General features: G+C 53.3%; 20 protein-coding genes and 1 riboswitch. Of the genes, 10 read left to right on the top strand and 10 right to left on the bottom strand.

Annotated elements, in window-relative coordinates; translation table 11 throughout:
• Positions 1-15: 15 nt before the first annotated feature.
• From metE to ABH899_RS12265, 3 genes are all read right to left on the bottom strand, one after another.
• Entirely contained in the window at positions 16-2,313 is a 2,298-nt protein-coding gene (metE, locus tag ABH899_RS12275) for a 5-methyltetrahydropteroyltriglutamate--homocysteine S-methyltransferase (RefSeq protein WP_369996420.1), read from the bottom strand.
• A gap of 186 nt (positions 2,314-2,499) precedes the next feature.
• Positions 2,500-2,691: riboswitch (cobalamin riboswitch) on the bottom strand.
• Positions 2,692-2,741: 50 nt separating this feature from the next.
• Positions 2,742-3,527 carry an arylamine N-acetyltransferase family protein gene (locus tag ABH899_RS12270; protein WP_369996419.1) on the bottom strand — a complete coding sequence of 262 codons (786 nt, stop codon included), beginning with the start codon at positions 3,525-3,527 and terminating at the stop codon, positions 2,742-2,744.
• Complete coding sequence (locus ABH899_RS12265; RefSeq protein WP_369996418.1) at positions 3,524-4,171, bottom strand: hypothetical protein; 648 nt, start codon at positions 4,169-4,171, stop codon at positions 3,524-3,526. Before ABH899_RS12265 ends, ABH899_RS12270 begins: the two co-directional genes overlap by 4 nt.
• Positions 4,172-4,340: 169 nt before the next feature.
• Here ABH899_RS12265 and ABH899_RS12260 point away from each other — a divergent pair, with 169 nt between their 5' ends.
• Positions 4,341-5,621 carry an ATP-binding protein gene (locus ABH899_RS12260; protein WP_369996417.1) on the top strand — a complete coding sequence of 427 codons (1,281 nt, stop codon included), beginning with the start codon at positions 4,341-4,343 and terminating at the stop codon, positions 5,619-5,621.
• A 13-nt stretch (positions 5,622-5,634) separates the two neighbouring features.
• On the opposite strand, the gene ABH899_RS12255 is transcribed toward ABH899_RS12260, so the two are convergent.
• Both ABH899_RS12255 and ABH899_RS12250 read right to left on the bottom strand, forming a co-directional pair.
• A complete protein-coding gene (locus ABH899_RS12255; RefSeq protein ID WP_009673801.1) occupies positions 5,635-6,000 on the bottom strand; it encodes an ArsR/SmtB family transcription factor in 366 nt (121 codons plus the stop codon).
• Positions 6,001-6,127: 127 nt separating this feature from the next.
• On the bottom strand, positions 6,128-8,269 hold the full coding sequence (locus ABH899_RS12250) for a heavy metal translocating P-type ATPase (protein ID WP_369996416.1): 2,142 nt from the start codon (positions 8,267-8,269) through the stop codon (positions 6,128-6,130).
• A gap of 238 nt (positions 8,270-8,507) precedes the next feature.
• Here ABH899_RS12250 and ABH899_RS12245 point away from each other — a divergent pair, with 238 nt between their 5' ends.
• From ABH899_RS12245 to ABH899_RS12205, 9 genes are all read left to right on the top strand, one after another.
• Positions 8,508-9,374: an RNA polymerase sigma-70 factor gene (locus ABH899_RS12245; protein ID WP_369996414.1), complete on the top strand. Its 867-nt coding sequence runs from the start codon at positions 8,508-8,510 to the stop codon at positions 9,372-9,374.
• 114 nt (positions 9,375-9,488) lie between these two features.
• Positions 9,489-9,932 (top strand): carboxymuconolactone decarboxylase family protein, encoded by a 444-nt coding sequence (locus tag ABH899_RS12240; protein ID WP_369996413.1) that lies wholly within the window; start codon positions 9,489-9,491, stop codon positions 9,930-9,932.
• Positions 9,933-10,148: 216 nt separating this feature from the next.
• Positions 10,149-11,594, top strand: coding sequence for a spore germination protein (locus ABH899_RS12235; RefSeq protein WP_369996412.1), 1,446 nt, complete (start codon positions 10,149-10,151; stop codon positions 11,592-11,594).
• Position 11,595: 1 nt separating this feature from the next.
• Entirely contained in the window at positions 11,596-12,744 is a 1,149-nt protein-coding gene (locus tag ABH899_RS12230) for a Ger(x)C family spore germination protein (protein WP_369996410.1), read from the top strand.
• Positions 12,745-12,788: 44 nt separating this feature from the next.
• Complete coding sequence (locus ABH899_RS12225; RefSeq protein WP_369996409.1) at positions 12,789-12,980, top strand: hypothetical protein; 192 nt, start codon at positions 12,789-12,791, stop codon at positions 12,978-12,980.
• Between the two features lie 32 nt (positions 12,981-13,012).
• Positions 13,013-14,116, top strand: coding sequence for a GerAB/ArcD/ProY family transporter (locus ABH899_RS12220; protein WP_369996408.1), 1,104 nt, complete (start codon positions 13,013-13,015; stop codon positions 14,114-14,116).
• A 128-nt stretch (positions 14,117-14,244) separates the two neighbouring features.
• Positions 14,245-14,739 carry a GNAT family N-acetyltransferase gene (locus ABH899_RS12215; RefSeq protein WP_369996406.1) on the top strand — a complete coding sequence of 165 codons (495 nt, stop codon included), beginning with the start codon at positions 14,245-14,247 and terminating at the stop codon, positions 14,737-14,739.
• A gap of 383 nt (positions 14,740-15,122) precedes the next feature.
• Entirely contained in the window at positions 15,123-15,815 is a 693-nt protein-coding gene (locus tag ABH899_RS12210) for an ArsR/SmtB family transcription factor (protein WP_369996405.1), read from the top strand.
• Between the two features lie 77 nt (positions 15,816-15,892).
• The gene (locus tag ABH899_RS12205; RefSeq protein WP_369996404.1) at positions 15,893-16,501 is read left to right on the top strand and encodes a flavin reductase family protein; all 609 of its coding nucleotides are present in this window, start codon (positions 15,893-15,895) and stop codon (positions 16,499-16,501) included.
• Between the two features lie 28 nt (positions 16,502-16,529).
• Here ABH899_RS12205 and ABH899_RS12200 read toward each other — a convergent pair whose 3' ends face one another.
• The 5 genes from ABH899_RS12200 to cimA form a co-directional block, all read right to left on the bottom strand.
• Positions 16,530-17,294, bottom strand: a complete 765-nt coding sequence (locus tag ABH899_RS12200; protein WP_369996402.1) for a hypothetical protein — start codon at positions 17,292-17,294, stop codon at positions 16,530-16,532.
• A 263-nt stretch (positions 17,295-17,557) separates the two neighbouring features.
• Positions 17,558-17,860 carry a Dabb family protein gene (locus ABH899_RS12195; RefSeq protein WP_369996401.1) on the bottom strand — a complete coding sequence of 101 codons (303 nt, stop codon included), beginning with the start codon at positions 17,858-17,860 and terminating at the stop codon, positions 17,558-17,560.
• Between the two features lie 57 nt (positions 17,861-17,917).
• Positions 17,918-19,339, bottom strand: a complete 1,422-nt coding sequence (locus ABH899_RS12190; RefSeq protein WP_369996400.1) for an FAD-dependent oxidoreductase — start codon at positions 19,337-19,339, stop codon at positions 17,918-17,920.
• A 51-nt stretch (positions 19,340-19,390) separates the two neighbouring features.
• The gene (locus ABH899_RS12185; protein ID WP_369996398.1) at positions 19,391-20,647 is read right to left on the bottom strand and encodes an MFS transporter; all 1,257 of its coding nucleotides are present in this window, start codon (positions 20,645-20,647) and stop codon (positions 19,391-19,393) included.
• A 35-nt stretch (positions 20,648-20,682) separates the two neighbouring features.
• Entirely contained in the window at positions 20,683-22,305 is a 1,623-nt protein-coding gene (gene cimA / locus ABH899_RS12180) for a citramalate synthase (protein WP_369996397.1), read from the bottom strand.
• Between the last annotated feature and the right edge of the window lie 47 nt (positions 22,306-22,352).

Here is a 22,352-nt window from a genome sequence, read left to right as displayed (position 1 = left end):
CCTTGATCTGCTCGGTTAAGCTTGAGAAACGGCCATTGTTTCCCGGCACTGTTTGGCGGCCGCAACCATGTTGCGCAGGGCTGCTGCGGTTTCCTCGCTGCCTCTCGTTTTGAGGCCGCAATCGGGATTAATCCAGAAGAGCTGCGGGTCGAGTACGCGCAGCGCACGCTCGATCATGCTTACCATCTCTTCGACGGAAGGGACCCTCGGACTGTGAATGTCGTAGACACCGAGCCCGATTCCCTTCTCGTAGGTGTGCTGTTCGAAGCTTTCGATCAGCTCGCCGTGGCTGCGGGAAGTTTCAATGGATATGACGTCGGCATCCATATCGCGGATAGACCCGATCATGTCGTGGAATTCGCAGTAGCACATATGGGTATGAATTTGCGTCGTGGCCCGCACGTTCGACGTTGTGCTGCGGAAAGCGTTGACCGCCCAATCGAGATAAGCCCGGTGCTCATCTTTCTTAAGAGGAAGGCCTTCACGGACAGCGGGCTCGTCGATTTGGATCATTTCGATTCCCGCCTCTTCGAGTGCTTGCACTTCTTTCTCCAGCGCGAGCGAAATCTGATAGGCGACTACGTCTCTGGACAGATCGTCCCGGACGAATGACCAGTTAAGAATCGTAACCGGTCCGGTCAGCATCCCTTTGACGGGACGTGTCGTGAGCGACTGGGCGTAGACGGTTTCCTCGACGGTCATCGGCTGCGTAAAAGCCACATCGCCGTAAATGACCGGCGGTTTCACACAGCGCGAGCCGTAGGACTGCACCCAGCCGTTGCGCGTGAAGGCGAAGCCGTCCAATTTTTCGCCGAAAAATTCCACCATGTCCGTCCGTTCGAATTCCCCGTGAACGAGGACGTCCAGATCCAGCTCCTCCTGAAGCTTGATCCATTTATCGATCTCGCTCCGGATAAACGCTTTATACTGCTCGTCCGTCCATTCCGCTTTTCTCCATTTGGACCGCGCCTGTCTGACTTCCGCTGTCTGCGGGAAGCTTCCGATAGTCGTGGTCGGGAGAAATGGCAGCTGCCACTTCTCGCGCTGAAGGGCCCGCCTCTCGCCGAAATCCGCGCCGCGTGCCGCCGGCACCTTTTGAAGCTGCAGAGCGGCCGCCTGGACGGCTTTGTTGCCGCGAGCTTCGGAAGATCGGAGGGCGGCAAGCGCTTTTTCGTTCCGCTGAAGCGCTTCGGCGGTGTCCGCCGTTTGGGATACCGCCGCCTTGGACAGCAGGACGATTTCCTCCAGCTTCTCGTCGGCGAAGGCAAGAGCGTCTCTCAGCACCGGATCGAGCTTATCTTCGTGAACGGTGGACACCGGCACATGCAGAAGGCTGCAAGATGGCTGGACGATCACCCGCTCTTCGGGAACCACGGCTAAAATGCCGCGAAGCGTATTCAGCTTCTCCTTCAGATCGGAACGCCAAATATTCCGGCCGTCCACGATACCCGCTCCCAAAATTTTACCTTCGGGAAATCCTTCGCTCTTCAGAAGCTTCAGCGTCTTCTCACCGCCGTGTACGAAATCAAGCCCGATCCCGCTTACGGGCAGCTGCACAACCCTACTGTAATGTTCCACGGATTCGAAGTAGGTCTGGAGCATAATTTTCAGTTTCGGCGCTGCCTCTGCCAGTGCTTTGTAGATCGCTTCAATCCGTTCCATATCCTCGGCGGATACGTTTGTCGAAAGCACCGGTTCGTCCACTTGCACCCATTCGGCGCCTTCCCGTTCCAGCTCTCGCAGCACTTGGCCGTACAGCGGAAGCAGCCGGTCGATCCAGGCATCGGTTTCCGTCTCGGAGTACCCTTTGGACAATTTCAAAAACGTAAACAGTCCGAGAAGCACGGGCTTGCCCTGGATTCCGAGCGCTTCTTTGGCTTCGCGGTAAGCTTTGAGAGGCTTGTTCTCGACCAGTTCGGGCCTCGCGCCCTGCAGTTCCGGCACAATATAATGATAGTTGGTGTTAAACCATTTCGTCATTTCGCATGCAGCCGCCCCGTCCTCGCCTCTAGCCATCGCATAGTAGGTGCCCGGAGATACTTCACCGCCCTCGTATTGAAACCGTTCCGGGACGATTCCGAACATCGCGGAAGTATCCAGTACGTGGTCGTATCCCGAAAAATCGTTGACCGCGATAAGCTCAATGCCCTTCTCCCGCTGAATGCGAAGATTTCCCAAACGGACCTCGGTCAGCTTGTCCGTCAGCTCCCGCTCCCCGATTTTACCGGCCCAGAAAGACTCCAGCGCCTTCTTCCATTCACGTCCCGCTCCGATCCTCGGGTACCCCAAACTGCTGCTTTTCAATGCGTTCATGATCTTGACCTCCTGATAGTGGCTTGAATTGGATGTTTGCATAAGTTCTCTGTTTCATTTGCTTGTTTGTACGCGAAAAATAAGAAAAGGACGTCATTATCCCCGAAGCATGCAAGGATAAAGACGCCCTCTGTTTGTATAATCAGCGGCTCGTACTTTAACACCTCCCTATCTCCCGTAGGTAAAGCAGTGCTGTCAGAACAGGCAGGTCTCCTGGCTCCAGAATCATCATCTTCGGCTGCCTTCCCGGTCTAAGACCAGTGGCATAATCGCCTTGACTCCTCTGTTACAGTGGCGGGACCGCGCCGGTTTTTCACCGGACTTCCCTTTTAAGCTCCAGCTCCCGAGGGGCTGGGCACCTATTCCCAACATATTCAATTGGTTAACTTAGGAATGACTATACACAACGAAGCTTATTTATGCAAGCTTTATTCCAGAGGAATGCCGAAATATTTAAGCAGAGCTTCCTTGTAGGCCGCGTCGTTTTCGGGCACGAACGTGCGCACGCCTTCTGGCGTGAACAGCTTAAACTCCTTGCCGGAGACCGAATTGCGCCCCTCACGGGTCCGTACGGCTACCATCGCATCCTTCGTGAAAATGGAGTCCGGGCTGTGCTCGCACCAGAAGCTGGCCATGACAAAATCTTTGGGCAGCTGCGGCTCCTCGGTAAACGAGTAAATGCGCCTCCAACTGCCGTGATGGTTCTCGCTCAGCACCCAGCCGAATACGGGGTCCCGCTCCATGGCGTATAACTCCCCGCCCTGCCGCTGTTCCAGCTTCTCGGCAAGACGGACCGGTCTCCGGGGGACGATGCCCCCGACACCTACGTCGCATAAGTAGCTGACCCCCTCCGCCTCCACTTTCAATACGTGATGGCGGCGTTTGGGCGGCAGCTGCGTCTCGTCTCGCCAGAACCGGGCGACATAATCGGTCACGGGGTAACCGAGCTGGCGCAGCAGCCAGCCGAACAGGGCGTTCAGCTCGAAGCAGTAGCCGCCCCGCCGCCGCTCGACGATTTTGTGGCGCAGATGCTTTATGTCCAGAGACAGCGGAATACCGTTCAGGATATCCAGATTTTCATACGGAACGGTGTGCAGATGCTGCTCCTGCAGCAAAGCCAGCGCTTCATAACTGCCGTCCAGCGGCCCTTCGTAACCGATTCGGTTGAGGTAAGCCTCCACTTCAGGTTTCAAAGCTTCTCTATCCGTCCTCACGAGACATCCTCCTTTACGGCAGGCTCGCAGACCCTGATTTCTTTGGTACGGAGATCCACAACACGGCTGCGCACATCGCATTTGGAAATGAACAGAGGCTCGCCGTCCCGGTCTATCCAATACGCGATAGGCAGTGAAACTTCGCTGCCGCGAAAGGATCCGTCCGCATGACTCGTCCCGATGACCATGGCATGATGCCGAGAGGCGATTTCTTTCGCTTTTGCAACCCATTCATCGAACTGCTCTTCACTGAACATGCCGACGCCGATCGGCTGAACAAACAAATCGGTCCGGGGGCTGATCGCTTCCTCCACCTCCCGCAGTACCAGTTCGTCACACAAAATCGGGGTGATGAGTAGCCCTTCTTCCTTTACGGATTCATATCCGCTGTATTTGGCCCGGTCCATCGCGATTTTCCCTTCCCGGTTTATGATAACGGCCCGGTCTTTCGGATTTTTCGAACCGCTTATAAGTAGAGTACGCGTACGGGCCGCAAGCTCACACGCCAGAGATAGATTCGTATGTAAGTATCCTTCGGGGAAAACTGCCGCAGTTATGTCGGGATACCTCATCAATTCCGCTTGCAGTTGTTCCAGGTTCCGCTCCAGCTTAGGCTGGCTGACGAGAATTTTCAATCTCAGCACCTCCGGCTTATTCTTAAAGATTTCAACAACTTGGTGAAATATTCCTCCATGTTCACCAACTTTTGATGAGTTTCCGCTCAATTGGCATCATTATTTATTGCATTATCTGCCAGAGAACTCCATAATAGGAATCTGAGTTCTTTTTTCTTTTAGAAAGAGAGTGCGGCCCGTGAAAGATATCCTTGTCCATTTATTCATCATGACATTTCCCCCTCATATTTACCAGATTTTTATGCTTACGCGTTTTTACAAAAGAGAAAAAAAACGAAACCGATTTCTGATGGGAATCCTGATGGGGTTTTCCGGGATTTTCAGTATAAGCTATCCGGTCATGTATCTCGTTCCTGATTTTTATTGGGATTTAAGAGGCGTTCCTCTTCTGCTCGCTTTTATGTACGGAGGGTATTACGGAGGGTTTACGGCGCTCGGGATGATGCTGATTTTTCATGGGATCATGTTCCCGTCTTTCGGAATTTCGGACGTCATTCTCTATGCGGCGGGTTTTCTTCCCATCCTGCTGCGAGCCCGTAACTTCTACCAATATCCTTCGCGAAAAAAAATCGCCCTGTCGCTCTTATACACAAGCATCGGCGCTGCCGCTCTGCTTATCTGGCTGTCTTACATCGTCTCGCATCACGATTTTATCTGGCAGGACCTGCTGCCGCAAGTAAGTCTTCTCGTGACCGTACAGCTTCTGCTGCCGGTGCTCCTCATCCTGTGGTTTCAGCATATGCTCCGGCATGACCAGATGAGTATCGAAATCCAGAAAGCCGAGAAGCTGCAGCATCTCAGCGATCTGGCCGCCAGTGTCGCTCACGAGATCCGAAATCCGCTTCAAGTTACGCGCGGGTATATCCAGATTTCCCAGAAGGAAGCCGACGAGAAGCTCGGCCGATACTTAAACATCGCCATCGGAGAACTCGACCAGGCCGAGAAGATTATCTCGGAGTTTCTGCTCTTCGCCAAACCCGAATTGACGGAAACGGGCCTCATCCATCTCGGCGATTCGCTTCAGCAGGCCGTGACGATGCTTGAACCTTATGCCAGCATGTCGGGAGCCGTAATCGAACTTTCCTGCGAGGACGATATTTTTATCGAAGGAGACTCTTCCAAGCTCAAGCAGGCGTTCGTCAATCTGATCAAAAACGGAATCGAATCGACCCAAACGGACGGTCTGATCCGCATTTGCGGTTATGTTCGGAAGCATAAAGCCATCATTACGATCACCGATAACGGCAGCGGTATGACCAAGGAAGAAATCGAAAGACTGGGGGCGCCCTTCTATACGACGAAAAGCAAGGGGACCGGGCTCGGCCTGATGGTCACGACCCGTCTGATCGATGCCATGCGCGGCAAAATGCGGTTCTCCAGCGAAGTCGGCACCGGATCGGAGGTCATGATCACCTTCCCCCTGACGACAAAAAACAGAGTATCTATTTCCGGAGAATAGATACTCTGTTTTTTTATACGTGCGCGAGATGCTGGAGGGTTTGGCGGAAAATTTCTTTCACGTGATCGTCGTCCAATGAGTAAAAGACGGTTTTGCCGCTTTTGCGCCGCTTAACGATCCGGACATTCCGTAAATACCGGAGCTGATGTGAGACGGCGGATTGTCCCATTTCAAGCACGACACTCAGATCGTGAACGCACAATTCCTGCTGGGAAAGCGCATATATGATTTTGACGCGCGTAGGATCTCCGAGAGCTTTGAACATCTCCGCCATGTTGACGGCCATAGATTCGTTCATCTTCGCATGCTCCAGAGCAGTCCCGTCCGTTTCCGTCCCCGCGCAGGATTCGTCGCAGAGGTCTTCGATTGGTTTTTGCATGATCCATTCACCGCCTTCGTTTCCATACGGCTTATTATATCAAAAACATTACGGTTAAGGGAGTCCCTTCTCCGCTGCGCAAGAAGAAAGTGCCCCGCACCCGGTGCGGAGCACTTTCTTCTATTGGTTAAGATAAAGAAGAGGGCTTCTTCTCGATAAGAACGGTCAAGCTGATCAGCGTTACGAAAATGGTGGCTCCCATGTCCGACAATATGGCGATCCACAAGGTCAGCAGACCGGGAATAGTCAGAAGCAGGGCGATGGCTTTCAATCCGAGCGCCAGGCTGATGTTCATCTTGATCACCCGGTTCACCTGCCGCGCCACGGAGATAGCTTCGGGCAGTTTGCCGAGGTGATCCTGCATCAGCACGATATCGGCGGTTTCCACCGCGCTGTCGGTTCCTTTGCCCATCGCAATGCCGAGCTGGGCGGAAGCGAGTGCCGGAGCGTCGTTGATGCCGTCCCCGATCATGGCTACCGTACCCTCGGCGGCGAGCTCCTTGATTTTGTCGACCTTTTGTTCGGGAAGAAGACTGTCGTAATACTCGCTTACACCGACAGCTTTGGCGACTTTCTCCGCGGTTTTCTGATGATCTCCGGTCAACATAACCGTTTTATGAATGCCCGCTTTATGCAGGGCGGCGATCACTCCGCGGCTTTCCTCCCGGATCTCGTCGGATATTCCGAACATACCGAGCACCTTTTCGTTATCGGCGACTATAACTAAAGTAAGTCCTTCTTCCTTCAACGAGTCGATTTGCTGCTGAATATCTTCCGGAATCCGCAGATGTTCCATGCTCTTCTCGTTGCCGAGCCAGTATCGCTCTCCTTTGAAGCTCGCCACCACTCCCCTTCCGGATACCGTCTCGATAGAGTCGGCTTCTTCGGCCCGGATGCCCTTCGCCTCTATCTCCTTCATGATCGCTTTGGCGAGAGGATGCGAGGAAGATTTCTCGATAGCCGCGGCGGCGGGGTAAAACTTGCGCTCATCCAGCACCACGGACTTCTCCACGTGGGGCTCCCCTTTGGTCAGCGTGCCGGTTTTATCGAACGCAAGCGTATCGATTTTGCCCAGCTGCTCCAGGAACACGCCGCCTTTGATCAGAATGCCGTGGCGGGCATTGCGGGTAATGCCGGATACGATGGCGATCGGCGAGGACAAAATCAGGGCGCACGGACAGCCGACGATCAGAACGGCCAGCCCCTGATAAAGCCATGTCGACCAGCTTCCCCCCAGGAAAAGCGGAGGGATGACGATAACGAGCAGCGAAATGATCATGATGAGGGGGGTGTAATACTTGGCGAAGCGGTTGATGAACAGCTCCGTCGGCGTTTTCGTCTCCTGGGCTTCTTCGACCAGATGCAGGATTTTCGCCAATGAAGAATCCTGATACGCCTTCTCGATGCGGACTTTAAGCAGCCCTTCGTTGTTGATGCTTCCCCCGAACACCTTCTCGCCGGGCGCTTTTTCCACCGGTAGGGATTCGCCGGTTATCGCGGCTTCGTTGACCGAGCTTCTGCCTTCTTCCACGATGCCGTCGGAAGGAATTTTCTGCCCGGAGCGGACCTGAACGAGATCTCCGATCTTAAGAGACGCGATCGGGACGACCGTTTCTTGGCCGTCCGTCAGCAGCACCGCTTCTTTCGGAGCCACTTGAAGCAGTGTTTCCATGGAACGGCGGGCTTTCTCCATCCCCATTCCTTCCAACAGCTCGTTCAGTCCGAACAGGATGGCGACAAGCGTCGCTTCCTTCCACTCGCCGATCACGATAGCTCCCACGAGCGCGATAGTCATCAGCGTATCAATATTGAATTTCAGGCGGAACAAGTTTTTAGCGCCTTTGATGAACGTCATATAGCCGCTCAGTGCCATAATGATCAGATACAAGGGGATGGATACATAGCCCGGCACCCGTCCGTCCGTGAAAAACGCGATCGCGAAAAGCACAGCCGAAACGATAAGATTACGGGTAATCGCCCGGTTGGATTGCCCTCCGTGATCATGATCGTGACCGTGTGAGTGGCCGTGATGGCTGTGCCCATGCCCCTCGTGCGTATGCCCGGCCGCAGGCTGGGATTTGACCAGATAAGCCCCGTCATTGCCCAGAATTTTCTCGACGGCAGGCATGGATATGCGGCTGTCCACGGTCAGCTTGCCGCTGTTATAGCTGAGTCTGGCTTTCGCCCCGTGTTCGAGCTTCTGAATCTGTTCTTCCAGCTCGCGTGTACAGTTCGCGCAGGATAAACCTTTTACGCGGTGCTCCTCCATCTCCATTCCTTCTTTCCAAACAAACGTTTTTTATAAAGTATGCAAAATATGAGTATATGTTCATATAATAAATTTCCGAAAACGTAAAGTCAAGATGCTGGAAGTTCGTGGGATAAAAAAGAGTTGCCGAACCCGTCTATCGACTGCTGCGGTCATGTCTATCCTAGAGACTGAAATCCGCAGAGATGGTAGGATAAAGAAAAGAACAGGTTCTGAGGAAAACGGAGGGTTATGTTCCATGACGGAAGCCTTGTACAAGCAGTACCATTCTCTTCTTTATTCCATCGCTTACCGGATGCTCGGAACCCTGAACGATGCTGAAGATATCATCCAGGATGTTTATCTGGAGATCCAGCAGCAGGATCTGGTCCGTATCGGGAATATGAAAGCCTATTTATGTAAAGCGGTAACCAACCGCTGTATCAACTTTCTCCAATCCGCGCGCAGCCGCAGAGAAATCTATACCGGCGAATGGCTTCCGGAGCCTGTATCCGTTCAACCGGGTCTTGACCCCGCCGAACGGATAGTGCAGGAGGAAACCGTCTCCTACGCGCTGCTCGTCATGATGGAGCGGCTTAATCCGGTTGAGCGTGCGGTGTTCATCCTGCGTGAAGCGCTCGAATACAGTTACCGGGAGATTGGAGATACCCTCCAGAAGTCCGAGGACAACTGCCGCAAGATTTACAGCCGCGTCAAAGCGAAGCTTGTCCGGAAGGAGGCGGAGCCCCTTCACAAAAGCGAACGGGAAGAACACTTTGTGAAGCTGTTTCTCGACGCGGCCAAAACAGGCGATTTCGCAGACTTTATCGCTCAAATGACTGCGGACGCCGTTCTGGTTACGGACGGCGGCGGCAAAGTCCGCTGCGCGCTGCGTCCCATTTATGGCTCGCACCGGATCCGGGCGCTGTTCGAAGGCATATGGCCGCGCGGTTATTTCAGCGGCTCCCTGCTCCCCGCCCGGATCAACGGAGAGCTGGGCTTCGTCCTCCTTCGCGACGAGCGTCCGGTTCTTGCGGTCAGCATGACGTGGGACTGGGAACAGAGCCGGATAGACCGCCTGTTCATAGTCAGCAATCCGGATAAGCTGCACGGAATCCGTCTATAGAGTTACCCCTGAGGAAGGAGGCGAAAACTTTTTTTGCCTCCTTTCTTTTTTTTGTCACAAAACGGCCTCCTTATCTGTTATAGGTCTGAGTGCAAATAGGAGGAGGAATATAAGATGAAAACCCGTCTTCAAATGGATCAGCTGATTCCGAAAGGTTATGCCGCCATGGTGGGGCTGGAGCAGTACTTGGGTTCCACAAGCTTGGACAAATCGCTGAAAGAACTGATCAAAATACGCGCATCCCAGCTGAACGGCTGCGCCTTCTGTATCGACATGCACGCGAAAGACGCGCGTAAACACGGGGAAACCGAGCAGCGAATTTACGCCTTGAACGCCTGGCGCGAAACGCCGTTCTTCACGCCGGAAGAACGTGCGGCGCTCGCATTGACGGAAGCCGTTACGCTCGTTGCCGAAACCCATGTCCCGGACGACGTTTACGACGAAGTCCGTCTTTATTTCGATGAAGTTCAGACATCCGAGATAATTATGGCCATCGTCGTCATAAACGCCTGGAACCGGCTGTCCGTATCGGCCAGGAAAATGCCTGCCGCGGACTGATCCCCAGCCCCTGCCTTCCTTGAAGGCGACTAACCAGTACTCCCTTGTTTCTATGACAAGGGAGTTTTTGCTTTACGCAGGCGCCTCGATAGCAGGTTATCCAAACTTTTGTCAGCCTAGCCTTCCTTAAGCTTGTCCGGCTTTCCTGCATAACTTGCAGATATTTCCGCATTCTAAAGAAAAAGGATATCGGACGAATAAAAAGGAGGGGTACGCGTGGAAATGAAAGGTCTGATGTACGAAAATATACAACAACTTCTCGCGGGAAGCGAGGATACGATTTATCAGCCTTTTCTCCTATACGAACGCTCCTGCGTGCTCATTTATATCCAATCGATCGTCGATGTGAAGACACTTCAAGAGAAGGTCGCTTCCGCTCTCATTACCGAAGCCCAGGGCGACCATGATTGGGACGAATTCCTTCAACTGCTGGACGAAGGGACTTTGTTCCCGCTGCCCGCGAAGCTGGTTTATGCCTCCCAGGATGCCGTCCGGGAAATCGTGCACGGAAAAGCGGCGCTCTGCATCGAAGGCCTGGGCTGCGCTTATGTTTTCGATGTGGTCAAGTATCAGAAAAGGGCGGTTTCCGAGTCCCAGAACGAGCTTGTCGTTATCGGGCCCCAAGAGGCATTTATCGAAGATATCGTCAGTAACTTGTCCCTGCTCCGGCATAAAATCAAGCACCCGGATTTGAAAACCGTTAAATATATCGTGGGCACTTATACGCAGACGACTGTCTATATGATTTATATCGAAGGACTCTGCAAGCCGGAAATTTTAACAGATCTCGATAAGGGAATCCGAGAAATTTCCATCGACGGGGTACTCGGGATCAGCTACCTTTCGGAACAAATGAAGAAAGGAAACAAAACGCCCTTCCCTCAATTCCAATATACGGAACGGCCGGACTCCGTCGCCGCTTCCTTGCTGGAAGGACGTGTCGCTCTCATGCAGGACGGGACACCGTCCGCGCTTCTCGTACCCGTGACGCTCTTCTCCCTGCTCCAGTCTTCCGAGGATTACTACCAGAGCTATTTATCGGCAAGCTGGATACGGCTGGTGCGGATCTTCTTTGCCTTGATTTCGATGCTCCTGCCTTCGTTATACGTGGCGATCACTACGTTTCAGCCCGAAATCATCCCGTCGGATCTGCTGCTTACGATTTCGGCGGCCCGCGAGAATATTCCGTTCTCCGCACTGACGGAGGCTCTAGTCATGGAGCTGACCTTCGAAGGGCTGCGCGAGGCCGGGACGCGCATTCCGAAGCCGGTCGGCCAGACGATTTCCATCATCGGCGCCATCGTAATCGGACAGGCGGCTGTACAAGCGGGGATCGTATCCGCTCCCATGGTCATCGTTGTATCCATCACGGGGATTGCGTCCTACATCATTCCCCATTTCGAGCTGGGACTGGCTTTGCGTCTGCTGCGTTTTCCGCTCCTGCTGCTTGGCGGTACGACAGGTCTGATCGGTGTTTTCATCGCCGCCTTCATCGTGTACGGTCATCTCACGAGCCTAAGGTCGTTCGGTGCCCCTTACCTGAGTCCGCTGGCGCCTCAGGTGCTCAGAGACTGGAAGGACATCTTCATGCGTGTGCCTTCGCCTTTTATGACCAAGCGTTCCAAAGCGTACACCGACAGAAACTTCAGGAGGCAGAAATAACATGAGCCGGATAAGGATTCTCCTTGCTCTGCTTCCCCTGCTGCTGACGACAGGCTGCTGGTCGAAGGTCGAAATCGACGAACAAACGTTTATTTTTGCCATATACATCGATCAGGGGGAAACTCCCGATAAGGTAGAAGTTACAATCAGCAGCCCGCTGCCGAACCGCCTTACGTCCGGTCAACAGGCCGGCAGCGGCACTTCCCAAGGACAACCATACGCCATTATCAGCAAGCAAGGCACTTCGATTCCGCAAGCCCTCATGCTCATTCAGCGAGATCTGACCAGGAAAATTAACTTCGGGCACACCCGGATCGTTACTGTCGGTAGACAATACGCGGAGAACGGGATCAAAGATCTGCTGAGCTGGATGCAAAGAGAACCTACTTTTCATATCAGCACAATTGTGAATACGGCCCCGGGCAAAGCAAGAGAGATAGCGGAACTTACGCCCGTTTACGAAAAGATGCCGGCGGAAGTGATGCTCAAAATGTCCCAGCAACGAGCGATGCTGGATACGAGCGCCAAGGAGTGCTTGATAGCGGAAGCTTCCGGTCAGGGGGTCGCAACCAATTACTTGTCTATGGGCGTAATGAAAATGGCTAGCGAGAACGAAAAGGCCGAGCCTTGGGCGGGTATTCAAGGAGTAGCCTTATATAACAACGATAAGCTCACGGGGGTACTTCCGAGTGCGGAAGGCAGAGCCATAGCCTGGGCCTTGGGCAGATTGGGCAGGCAAGTTTACACCCTATCCTGGGACGACGGCCAAAGTAAGGCGGATATCCTCTTTAATCAATTGACGAGCAAAAAATCGGTCCGGATGGGGCCGGACGGTCCCCGGTTCACGCTGACTCTTACAGGCGACGGAGATCTGATCCACAAAAGGGATCCCATGAACCGCGAAGAGAATGAAATGAAAACTATCCTTGAACAGAAGCTGCGTGAGAAAATCGTAAAACAGTTGAAAAGCGCATTCAGCAAAACACAGCAAGCAAAGTCGGATGTCCTGCAGCTTGGCATGCTGCTTGATTGGAATTATCCGGAATTTTGGGAGAAGAAGCGGGAAAACTGGACCGATTATTATAAGAACGACCTCGATATCGAATTTAAATGCGAGATAAATGTGAAACAGACCGGAATCCAATCTTAACAATCCCAATCCGGTCCTTCATTCTACGGGAAGGAAAATCCGCTATGATTGCTGTGGCTTTTTTCGCTATCGGCTTACTGGAATGGGTTAGAACCAACCCCAAACCTCCCGGCGACACCGTCAAATTCTGGGTGCTTTTCTCGGTGCTGGGCTGTTGGAGCGTTCTGGCCTCCGTCTTTACGTGGTGGCCCCAGCCCAATCAGCTCATGCATCTGCTGCTTGGCTGGCTGGAGTAAGCTTCTTATTTCTGATTGAAGGAGGTGATCGCATGCGCTCAACGTCCTGGCAGACGTTCCGGTTTGCAACGATTTACATGATTTCTCAGCCGATCGCTTTTCTTATTACCCCTCTGATTTCAACCTCCGGCTATCAGGGCTGGATCTCCCTGCTTCTGGGAGGGCTTATCAGCGCTTTATTCCTCTGCTGCACGGTCTATATCGGTCGCTTGAGCCCTGGCGTGCCTTGGGTTCAATCCGGTGAACAAATGATCGGAAAATGGCCGCACCGCTTCTTTCTGTTCGTTGTCCTGTACTGGTGCGTTTATTACGTTTCTATTGATCTCGAAAGCTTTACGCTGTTCTACGGATCGATTTATATGAGAGAAACGCCTCAATGGTTCCTGCAGCTTATCATCGGACTGGTGATCGTGATTACGGCGCGCTGGGGATTTGTCTCGATTGTCTATATGGCGGACGGGCTTTTCCTCATTACGCTACTCGGGATCGCCATCATTTTGGGCTTGTTTACGGCGAACGCCAATTTTCAAATGTTCCCCGCTTTATGGACCCATCACAAAATGGGCTTGGCGTTCCGGGATACCTTTACCGCCGTTTCCTGGTTTGGCGAATGGTTCGTTTTTTTATTTATGGTGCCTCATCTGAAATTCGGGCCTAAAACGCTTCGCAACCTCCTCTCGGCCTGTCTGCTCGTGACGTTTGCCGTCTCCTTGCAGTGGATGCTGACTTTGTTTAATTTCGGTTCTTACTACGGAAGACGCATTCAGTATCCCCTGCTCGAATTGATCCGAAGTTCAACGTTAAGCGGATTTCTCGGCAATGCGGACCCCCTGCTGATCGGTTTGTGGACGACCTCCATGTTCATTCATGATGCGTTTCTCCTGTATGTAGCAACCAAATGTGCGGCACAGCTGTTTAAATTTCAAACGAGAAAAGCGATCCTTCCTCTCCTGGGCGGAACCGCAGTTGTCGCGGCACTTCAATATTCCCGGGACACGACCCGTTTTCTGACCGATATGAACTCCCTTTCCATCGTCCTGTTTTGGGTGTTGGTGGATGCTCTGCCCGTTTATTACGCAGTTATTGTTTATGTGAGAATTAAATTTAGCAAAAAAAAATTCCAAATCACTGAATAAACTGAATGTTTTCTCCGATTCTACTTAAGCTCTCCATATAAATTCATTTTGTGCTGTGATATTCTGTAAAGAGTGCTGCCTTGGGGTTGGTTCAGGCGCTTATTCCCAATGAATACTGGAGAGATATCATGTCAACTTCTGCCGCAAAATCATCCGTTCTATTGGATTTTTACAAAACCGAGCACAACGACGGACTCCGTTCCTTTTATTTGCCGGACGAGCAGCTCCAGTTCAGCGCCCTGCCTCATGAAGTGCTGACGGTGGCTGCCCAAGATCCTCACCGCTATCCGGTTGTCATTTTGGCCGATTCGAAACCGGTCGGTTTTTTTGTCTTATACGACGGCGAAGAAATCGCCCTGTACTCGGACGACCCGCAGACTATCGTACTGAGAGCTTTCTCCGTCAACCATGCGGAACAGGGAAAAGGCTACGCCAAGCAGGGACTGCTTCTCCTCCCCGATTTTGTGAGAAAACAGTTTCCTCTGGCTCGGATTGTTGGCCTCGGGGTCAATATGAAAAATATTCCGGCACGGAATTTGTATTTAAAATGCGGGTTCGAGGATCACGGGCGGACCAAGATCGGCCCGCTGGGTCCCCAGCACATTCTTACCCTGCCGCTGTAATTAGAGACAGATGCAGCCAGCGGCTGTGCCTGGTTTTTGAAACGAAAACGGTGGCGTACTTTTTTGCATAAAATTTCTGAATTTTAGCGGGTAACGCGGCCATTTATGGGACAGTGAAAGAAATTTTGAGAGGCTGATCGACTATAATTAATCGCACTCATCAAAAATATTAATTAACCTCATTAACTAAGAACTTTATTTAATAAGGTTAATTATTCGAAAGAGCCTCCCTAGGCTCTTTTTTTCTTATCTCTCTACCTGCATCGCCTCTCCAAGAGATTTCAAACCACTATTGTACAGCATGGTTAAATTTCGATCCCGGCCGAATAGTGGATGTGCTATTGTAGAAATAGGATCTGCAACTGCATGGGAGGGACGCGAACATGAAAGCTTCACCAGATACGATAGCCTTAGCAGGCTTAATCGGAGAACCGTCGAGAATGCAGATGCTGCTGGAGCTTCTGAGCGGAAAATGCATGCCGGCCAGCGAGCTGGCCGGAGCCGCCCGCATCACTCCCCAGACGGCCAGCTCGCACCTGGCCAAGCTGGTGGAAGGCGGCCTGCTCACGGTCGAGCTCTCGGGGCGCCACCGGTACTACAAGCTTGCGGGCCCGGAGGTCGCCGATGCGCTTGAAGCGCTGAATACACTGGCGCGGCCAAAGCCGGTCAAGTCGCTGCGGGAGCACGACCGGCTTAATCATCTGCGCTTCGCCCGCACCTGCTACGACCATCTCGCGGGGGAAGCGGGAGTCGCGCTGGCGGACCGCCTGCTTGAGACGGGCGTCATCGGCCAGTCCGGCCGCGACTTTACGGTTACGGAGAAAGGCGAAACCTTTCTCCGAGCCTTCGGCATAAACTGCGCGGAGCTCCGCAGAAGCCGGAGACAATTCGCCAAGTGCTGCCTGGACTGGAGCGAACGCAGGTACCACATCGCCGGAAGCCTAGGCGCCGCCTTGACGGAGCAGCTGTTCCGGCGGGAATGGATCGAGCGGATTCCCGGCGGGCGGGCCGTCCGGATCACGGACACAGGGCGAGACGGGCTGAGGCATTTAGGGGTAGACCTGAATCTCCCGTGAAAACGTGCTGAGCTTGCATGAATAATTCGATGGGGGCCGAATAGTACATCATGTATACTTCTTGCGAGGTGATAAGAATGATCAAACAAGAAGTACAGGAAACGTTTCGGACGATTCGGCCTTCAATTCTTTATTTCGGAACGCCGGTCGTTCTCCTCACCACTTTGAGCGAGGACGGAAGCACGAATATCTCCCCGTTGTCGTCCGCCTGGGCGCTCGGCAGCCGGATTATTCTCGGCATCGGAAACGGCGGAAAAGGGATTGAAAATTTGTCCCGAACAGGTGAATGCGTAATCAACCTGCCGGACAGCTCGCTGTGGGAACAAGTTGAGAAGCTGGCCCCGCTGACCGGCAAATCCCCCCTCCCGGACAATAAACGCGAGTTATACCGGTTCGAGAGAGACAAGTTTGCGGTTGCCGGCTTCACCCCTCTTCCGTCCACATGCGTGAAACCCCAGAGAATTCAGGAATGTCCCCTGCAAATCGAAGCCGCTCTCGTTCAGGTGCACCCGAGCGACGGCTTTTGCATCGTGGAAACCGAGTCCCGCGCCGTTCACGCCGAAGAACGGATCGTGCTGGGGGAACATTATGTGAACCCGGCCGCATGGAATCCGCTCATTTACAGCTTCCGGCATTACTTCGGCTTGGATGCGGAGAAAGGCAAGTCCTTCAAGTCCGAAACTTGAATCGGCATCCGCATAGACTGGACGCGTCCTACTCTGCCGTCCATTCCACCCGGAACGTTCCTTCCGCGTGATCTCCTGTAAGAATAAGGGTGGAAATGCCGGATTCGGGTGCGCGGATGCGGATTTTGTTATCTCCAGGCGGATCTCCGGGCACCTGCTTTACGTCCGTAAACCGGACTCCGTATCCGCCGTTTTTCATCGTCCACGAATAGGTTAACAGAGCTGTTTCTCCCTGTTTTATAGGAACCGGAACAGCTTTTTCCCCGTTGAAATAGGCAAAGCTTACCTCGTAAGACGAATGGGTCCGAATCTCCCGCCACTGTTTCGTCTCCGTGAAATCGCCCCCTGCAAATATAAGCAGAACAGCCGGTATACCTAGTCCTGCCACCGCCGACATTAACTTCGTTCTTCTGTACAATGAATCCGCCACATAGAAAAAAAGCGCGCAAACCGAACCGATTAGTCCGGGAATCGCTATATAATTGGGATTGAAAAAAAACACGACAAACGGAGCAAATCCTCCGGCACCGTAAACGACCATCCTTACCCCAACCTTTGCCTGCGGAAAAAATTTGAGCAGAATCAGCTCGACAAGAATGGAATACATAACGGCATATCCATAAACAAGCCACCAAAGATAGGGAAACCTCGCGGCTTCCGAAATTTGGTATAAGCCCGCATCATCTTCAAGGGCTATGATCACAAAAACGCTGAACAATGTACCGGCTGCGGCCAGCTTGGAAAGAATAAAGCTCCAGATCCGTTTTCTCTTAATCCCCTCTCTATCTTTCATAGGTGCTCCCCCTTTTTTAACGGCAATATCAGCGTGTTCGTCGTTAATCGATAAATTTTTCGCCTGGAAGTAACGTTCCTTCAACGTCTCCCTCATGCCGAGAATACCAAAAGACCCGCTGGTCAAACAGTTCTAACTTTTATAGGTCCTCCCGTCCCGGCAGCAAAAAGAAGCACCTCTTCAATCCGGTTTTTCTTACGACCGTCATGAAAGGTGCTTCTTTTGAAATTCCGTACAAATCGGACTGCGCTGCCTGCCGGAGTTTAGCTGTGCACTTCGAAATCCGCTTCAAAGGAACGTACCACTTCCGGCAGCCACCTCTGCTCCACAAACTCGATATGCCGCGGAACGGCTGTATACTCGTCATAATCGCTCTGGCTGGAAAACTCCATCGAGAACGCGTACTGATAGTCGTTTTCCAGGCTGATCTGCCGTAAAACTTGAAGCTTCTGCACCTGCGGTATGGAGGCAAGCAGTTCTCTTCCGTCGCTCAGAAACTTTTCCGCTTCGACCGAACCCTCCTCATGCTTCAAGTTGAATAAAACCAGATGACGAATGGTGCTCATTTAAGTTCCCCCGTTCATTCGGTTTAGTCGTCCGTTTATAACTCAAACGAATACGGATTATAAGGTTTGTTCGCGATCCCGGTTTACAGGACTGCCGGGCGGCCTTTTATCGGGCTTGGGCATTTTGGCCCGCATGACTTTGTAAATCATCGCCGGCTTAAACAGTTCGGTCGGTTTTTCTACCATGTGCAGGATGCGGATAAACTTCCCGTACACGTCCTGGTCGTACTCCGACAGACGGTACAGCCTGCGGACGTACCACTGCATAAAACCGAGGCCCCCCGGCTTCTTTCCTTTCGTATTCGGATAGAGGAACGCATCGGAGGTCGCCGTCATCCACGTAGGCTCAACGAGCGCCGACAACCGCTTGTGAAGAGCGACCGGAATCGCTTCGGCCTTGATCTTGCCCGCACGCACTTCCTGCATAACTTTCTGCAGTTCCAGCGCTTCCAGGCAAGCGATGCTGATGCCTTGCCCGAAAACCGGGTTAAACCGGCAAAAGGCATCCCCGATGACGACAAGTCCTGACGGGAAACGGTCGAGTTTTTCGTAATGCCGGCGCACTTGGCTCGGAAACCGGTACACATGAATATCGCCGGCCGGTTTAAGCGATTTGATATGGTCATACAAATGCGGATGTGTAAGGGACTTGGCGAAATTCAGGAATCCCTGGTCATCGCGCGGCGGATGATTTCCGTCTCCGTATCCGACGAGGGTAACGGACCAGCGGTCGCCTTCAATCGGGAATGTCAGCCCGCCTTTGGACACTTCCGGCGGATTCGGAAAAACGATCACGGACTTGTAATCATGGCTTACGGAAGGATCGCGCTCGTACATCCGTGTGGCATAAGCCAGATTGATATGCACTTCGGATTGCGAGAGGGCGTCAAAGCCGTGTTTCAGAAGCTGATCCGGCGTTTTAGTCGCCGAACCCGCCGCATCGACGATCAGGTCCGCCTCCAGACGCTCGGATTGCTTGGTAACCAGATTCTCCGTCTCGACACCCGTAAAGCGGTTCTCGCCGGGACTGCTGATATACTGAACGACTCTGTGCGAATAAGCGAATTCGATGTTGGAGCGCTGCAGCAGCCGCTGATGAACTCGCCATTCCAACAGAGGCCGGCTTTGGGAAACAACCTCGAATCCGCTGTTGAACCGGACAAAGTGAAAGTTCTGATAAACCCAGGAAATGTCCCGGATAAAATCGAGCCTTTCGCCACCGTGCCCCTCCAGCTCCTGCATAATACCGGGAAAAAACTTGTCGAGCGTATTTTCTCCGCTTTTTAAAAGCCCGTGGGTATGATAGCTCTGCGGTGTGCCTTTACGAGGGTAAGGCCCCTCCGGCTGAGGGTCCTGCTCGATAATCGTCACTGTATCGAAGTAATCGGACAGAACCCGAGCCGCCAGTTTTCCGGCCATGCTGTTGCCGATGACGATTGCTTTGCGCGGCTTGCCCTGCTCCTTCTTGAAATCATTCATTCCGCCACACTTCCTTCCCGTCTAAAAGTCCCCAACTGATCCACCGTTCGTTCAGGTGCTGCTTTTGGTTACGGTCTGCCGCCAGGCTGATTTGCGGTCCATCCAAATCAGCGTAACGGCGAACAGGACGCCGATCAAACCGATGGCTACGCCGGACAATGGTGCTCCCCGGAGTCCCAGCGCGGTATTGATGGCAACTCCGCCCACTGCGGCTCCGATGGCACTGCCTACATTAAAGGCGGAAATATTGAGAGAAGCCGCCAGATCCGCAGCGTCTCCGGCTTTCCGCAGGACAAGCATATTCAACGGTGTTACGATAGCGAAACCGGTCAGTCCCCAGAGGAAGGAGAAAATCACCGCCAGGATAGGCACCTGCCCGAGCAGGGCGAAGGCCGTCATCGTGATGATCATGGCTGCCAGCGAACCGAGTAATGTTTTCATCAGGCCCTTATCCGCCAGCTTTCCGCTGGCGATGTTGCCGATGGCGGAACCGATCCCGAACGCGAGCATAATGGGAGAAACCGCCGTTGGGGTAAAGCCTGTAATTTCTTCAAGGTAAGGCGCGATATACGTATAACCGGCAAACAAACCGCCCGAGCTGAAAACCGTCGTCATCAAGGCGACAAGGGGTTTGGCACGGAAAATTTCACGGGTTTGTTTAGCCATTCCGACGGCTTTGCCGGACTTGATCGTTGGGACGAGCCATGCCATTCCGATAACACAGATAGCAGCCGCAATCGTCAAGGCATAGAAGGACATCCGCCAGCCGTAGCTGTTACCGATAAAGGTTCCTACCGGAACGCCCAATATGGTGGCTACCGTCAAACCCACGGTTAAATAGGAAATGGCGCTGCCTTCTTTTCCCGGAGGCGCAAGCCGCTGGACCACCACGATGGCCACACCGACAAGCGTCCCGTGGGAAAACGAGCAGAACAGCCGGCCGACCATCAGCAGATAATAGTTGGTCGTAACCGCGCTGATCAAAGATCCGGCAACGAACAGGAGAAGCAGTGCGATCAACAGCTTTTTCTTCTCGACTCTTCCCGTCGCGGCCGTAATCAGGGGGCCGCCGATCGCGACGCCGAGTGCGTAAACCGTAATGAGCAGTCCCGCGCTCGACACATTCATGTTGAAATCCCGGGCAATCTGCGGCAGCAGCCCCATCGGCAGAAGCTCGGCGGTACAAATAATGAAAATACTCACAGCCAAGAAATAAACGGCCAGCGGCATCCGGGTCTGTTCGGGTCCTTGAATCCCGGCACCGGAAGCATGAGCCGCTTCCCCTTCTTTGGATTGTTTCGTAGACATGGTGCTCACCTCTCTCTATCCGTTTGACTAGTATGTCAGTGATTAACGAGACCGACGGCTTCTTTAACTCCCTCGGCCCGCTTGTTCAGCGCAGGCTTGACATCCAGCAGCGCATAGCGGATGCTGTCGCACAAAGCCTGCCAGCTGGCTTCGATGATGTTTTCGGAGACGCCGACCGTGCTCCAGGTTTCTTCGCGGTCCGAGAATTCGATCAGAACCCTGACTTTCGTGGCGGTACCGTCTTTATCGTCGAGCACGCGGACCTTATAGTCCGACAAGTGCATCGTCTGAAGACTCGGATAGTGCTCCATCAGGCATTTGCGCAATGCGTTATCCAGCGCATTGATCGGCCCGTTGCCTTCGGCGGCGTTGTACACCGACTCTCCGTGTACCTTGACCTTCACAACCGCTTCGGACAAAATCGCCTGATCGACGGATTTGACGACGGTTATTTTAAACGACTCCAGGGTTAGGATTTCTTCCAGATTCCCGTGGACACTCCGGATCAGAAGCTCTAGGGAAGCGTCGGCTCCGTCGAACTGGTAACCCTGATGCTCAAGCTCCTTGACACGTTCGATAAGGATCTTCGTATTCGGGTTGTTCGCTTCCAGCTCCAGACCGAGCTCCTGAGCCTTGAAAACAAGGTTGCTCTGGCCGGAAAGCTCGGAAACCAGAACCCGCTGCCTGTTCCCCACCAGTCCGGGCGCTATGTGCTCATACGTGCTCGAATCGCGCAAAATAGCCGAGACATGGACACCGCCCTTGTGAGCAAAGGCCGCATGTCCGGCAAAAGGCTGATTGACGGGCATATGCATGTTCGCAATCTCGCTCACATAACGCGCCGTACTTGTAAGTCCGGCAAGCTGCTCCGCGGTTATAACCGGCAGACCCAGCTTGAGCTGGAGGTTCGGAATAACCGAGATGAGATTTGCGTTGCCGCATCTTTCGCCGTAGCCGTTGATCGTTCCCTGCACCTGTGCGGCACCCGCCATGACGGCGGCAATCGTATTCGCCACGGCGAGCTCGCAATCGTTATGGGCATGAATGCCGAGCGGGCAGTCCAATTGTTCTTTCACGGAAGCGACTATCGCCGCGATTTCGTGCGGAAGGGTTCCTCCGTTCGTGTCGCAGAGAACGATCCAGTCGGCCCCGGCTTCGTAAGCTTTGCGAATGGTCGACATGGCGTAAGCGCGATTGCTCTTGTAGCCGTCGAAAAAATGCTCCGCATCGTAGATCACACCGATTCCGCTGCGTTTAAGAAACCGGACCGTGTCCTCGATCATGTTCAAATTTTCGGAAAGCGTCGTCTGGATCGCCGTTTGGACCTGAAAATCCCACGATTTACCGAAAATCGCCGCCGAGCCTACCCCGATATCCAGCAGCTGCCGGAGGTTCGCGTCACGTTCGGCCGAGCTGTTCTTGCGCCTGGTGGAGCCGAATGCCGTAATTCTGGCCTGCTGCAGATTCAACTCTCTGGCGCGGACAAAAAATTCCACATCCTTGTGATTGCTGCCGGGCCAGCCTCCTTCGATGAAAGAAATACCCAGCATATCCAGCCGTTTTGCGATTTTCAGCTTATCCTCGACTGTCAGGCTGACGCCTTCTCCTTGCGTGCCGTCCCGCAAAGTCGTATCCAAGATCGTTATCCGATTGTCCATATCTCCCTCCCGCTTAAAAATCTCCGCCGACCTCTGCCGGGGACCGC

Origin of the sequence: Paenibacillus sp. RC84 (assembly GCF_041260495.1) — a bacterium.
Lineage (GTDB): Bacteria > Bacillota > Bacilli > Paenibacillales > NBRC-103111 > Paenibacillus_F.
This window is presented reverse-complemented; position numbering and strand designations above follow the sequence as displayed.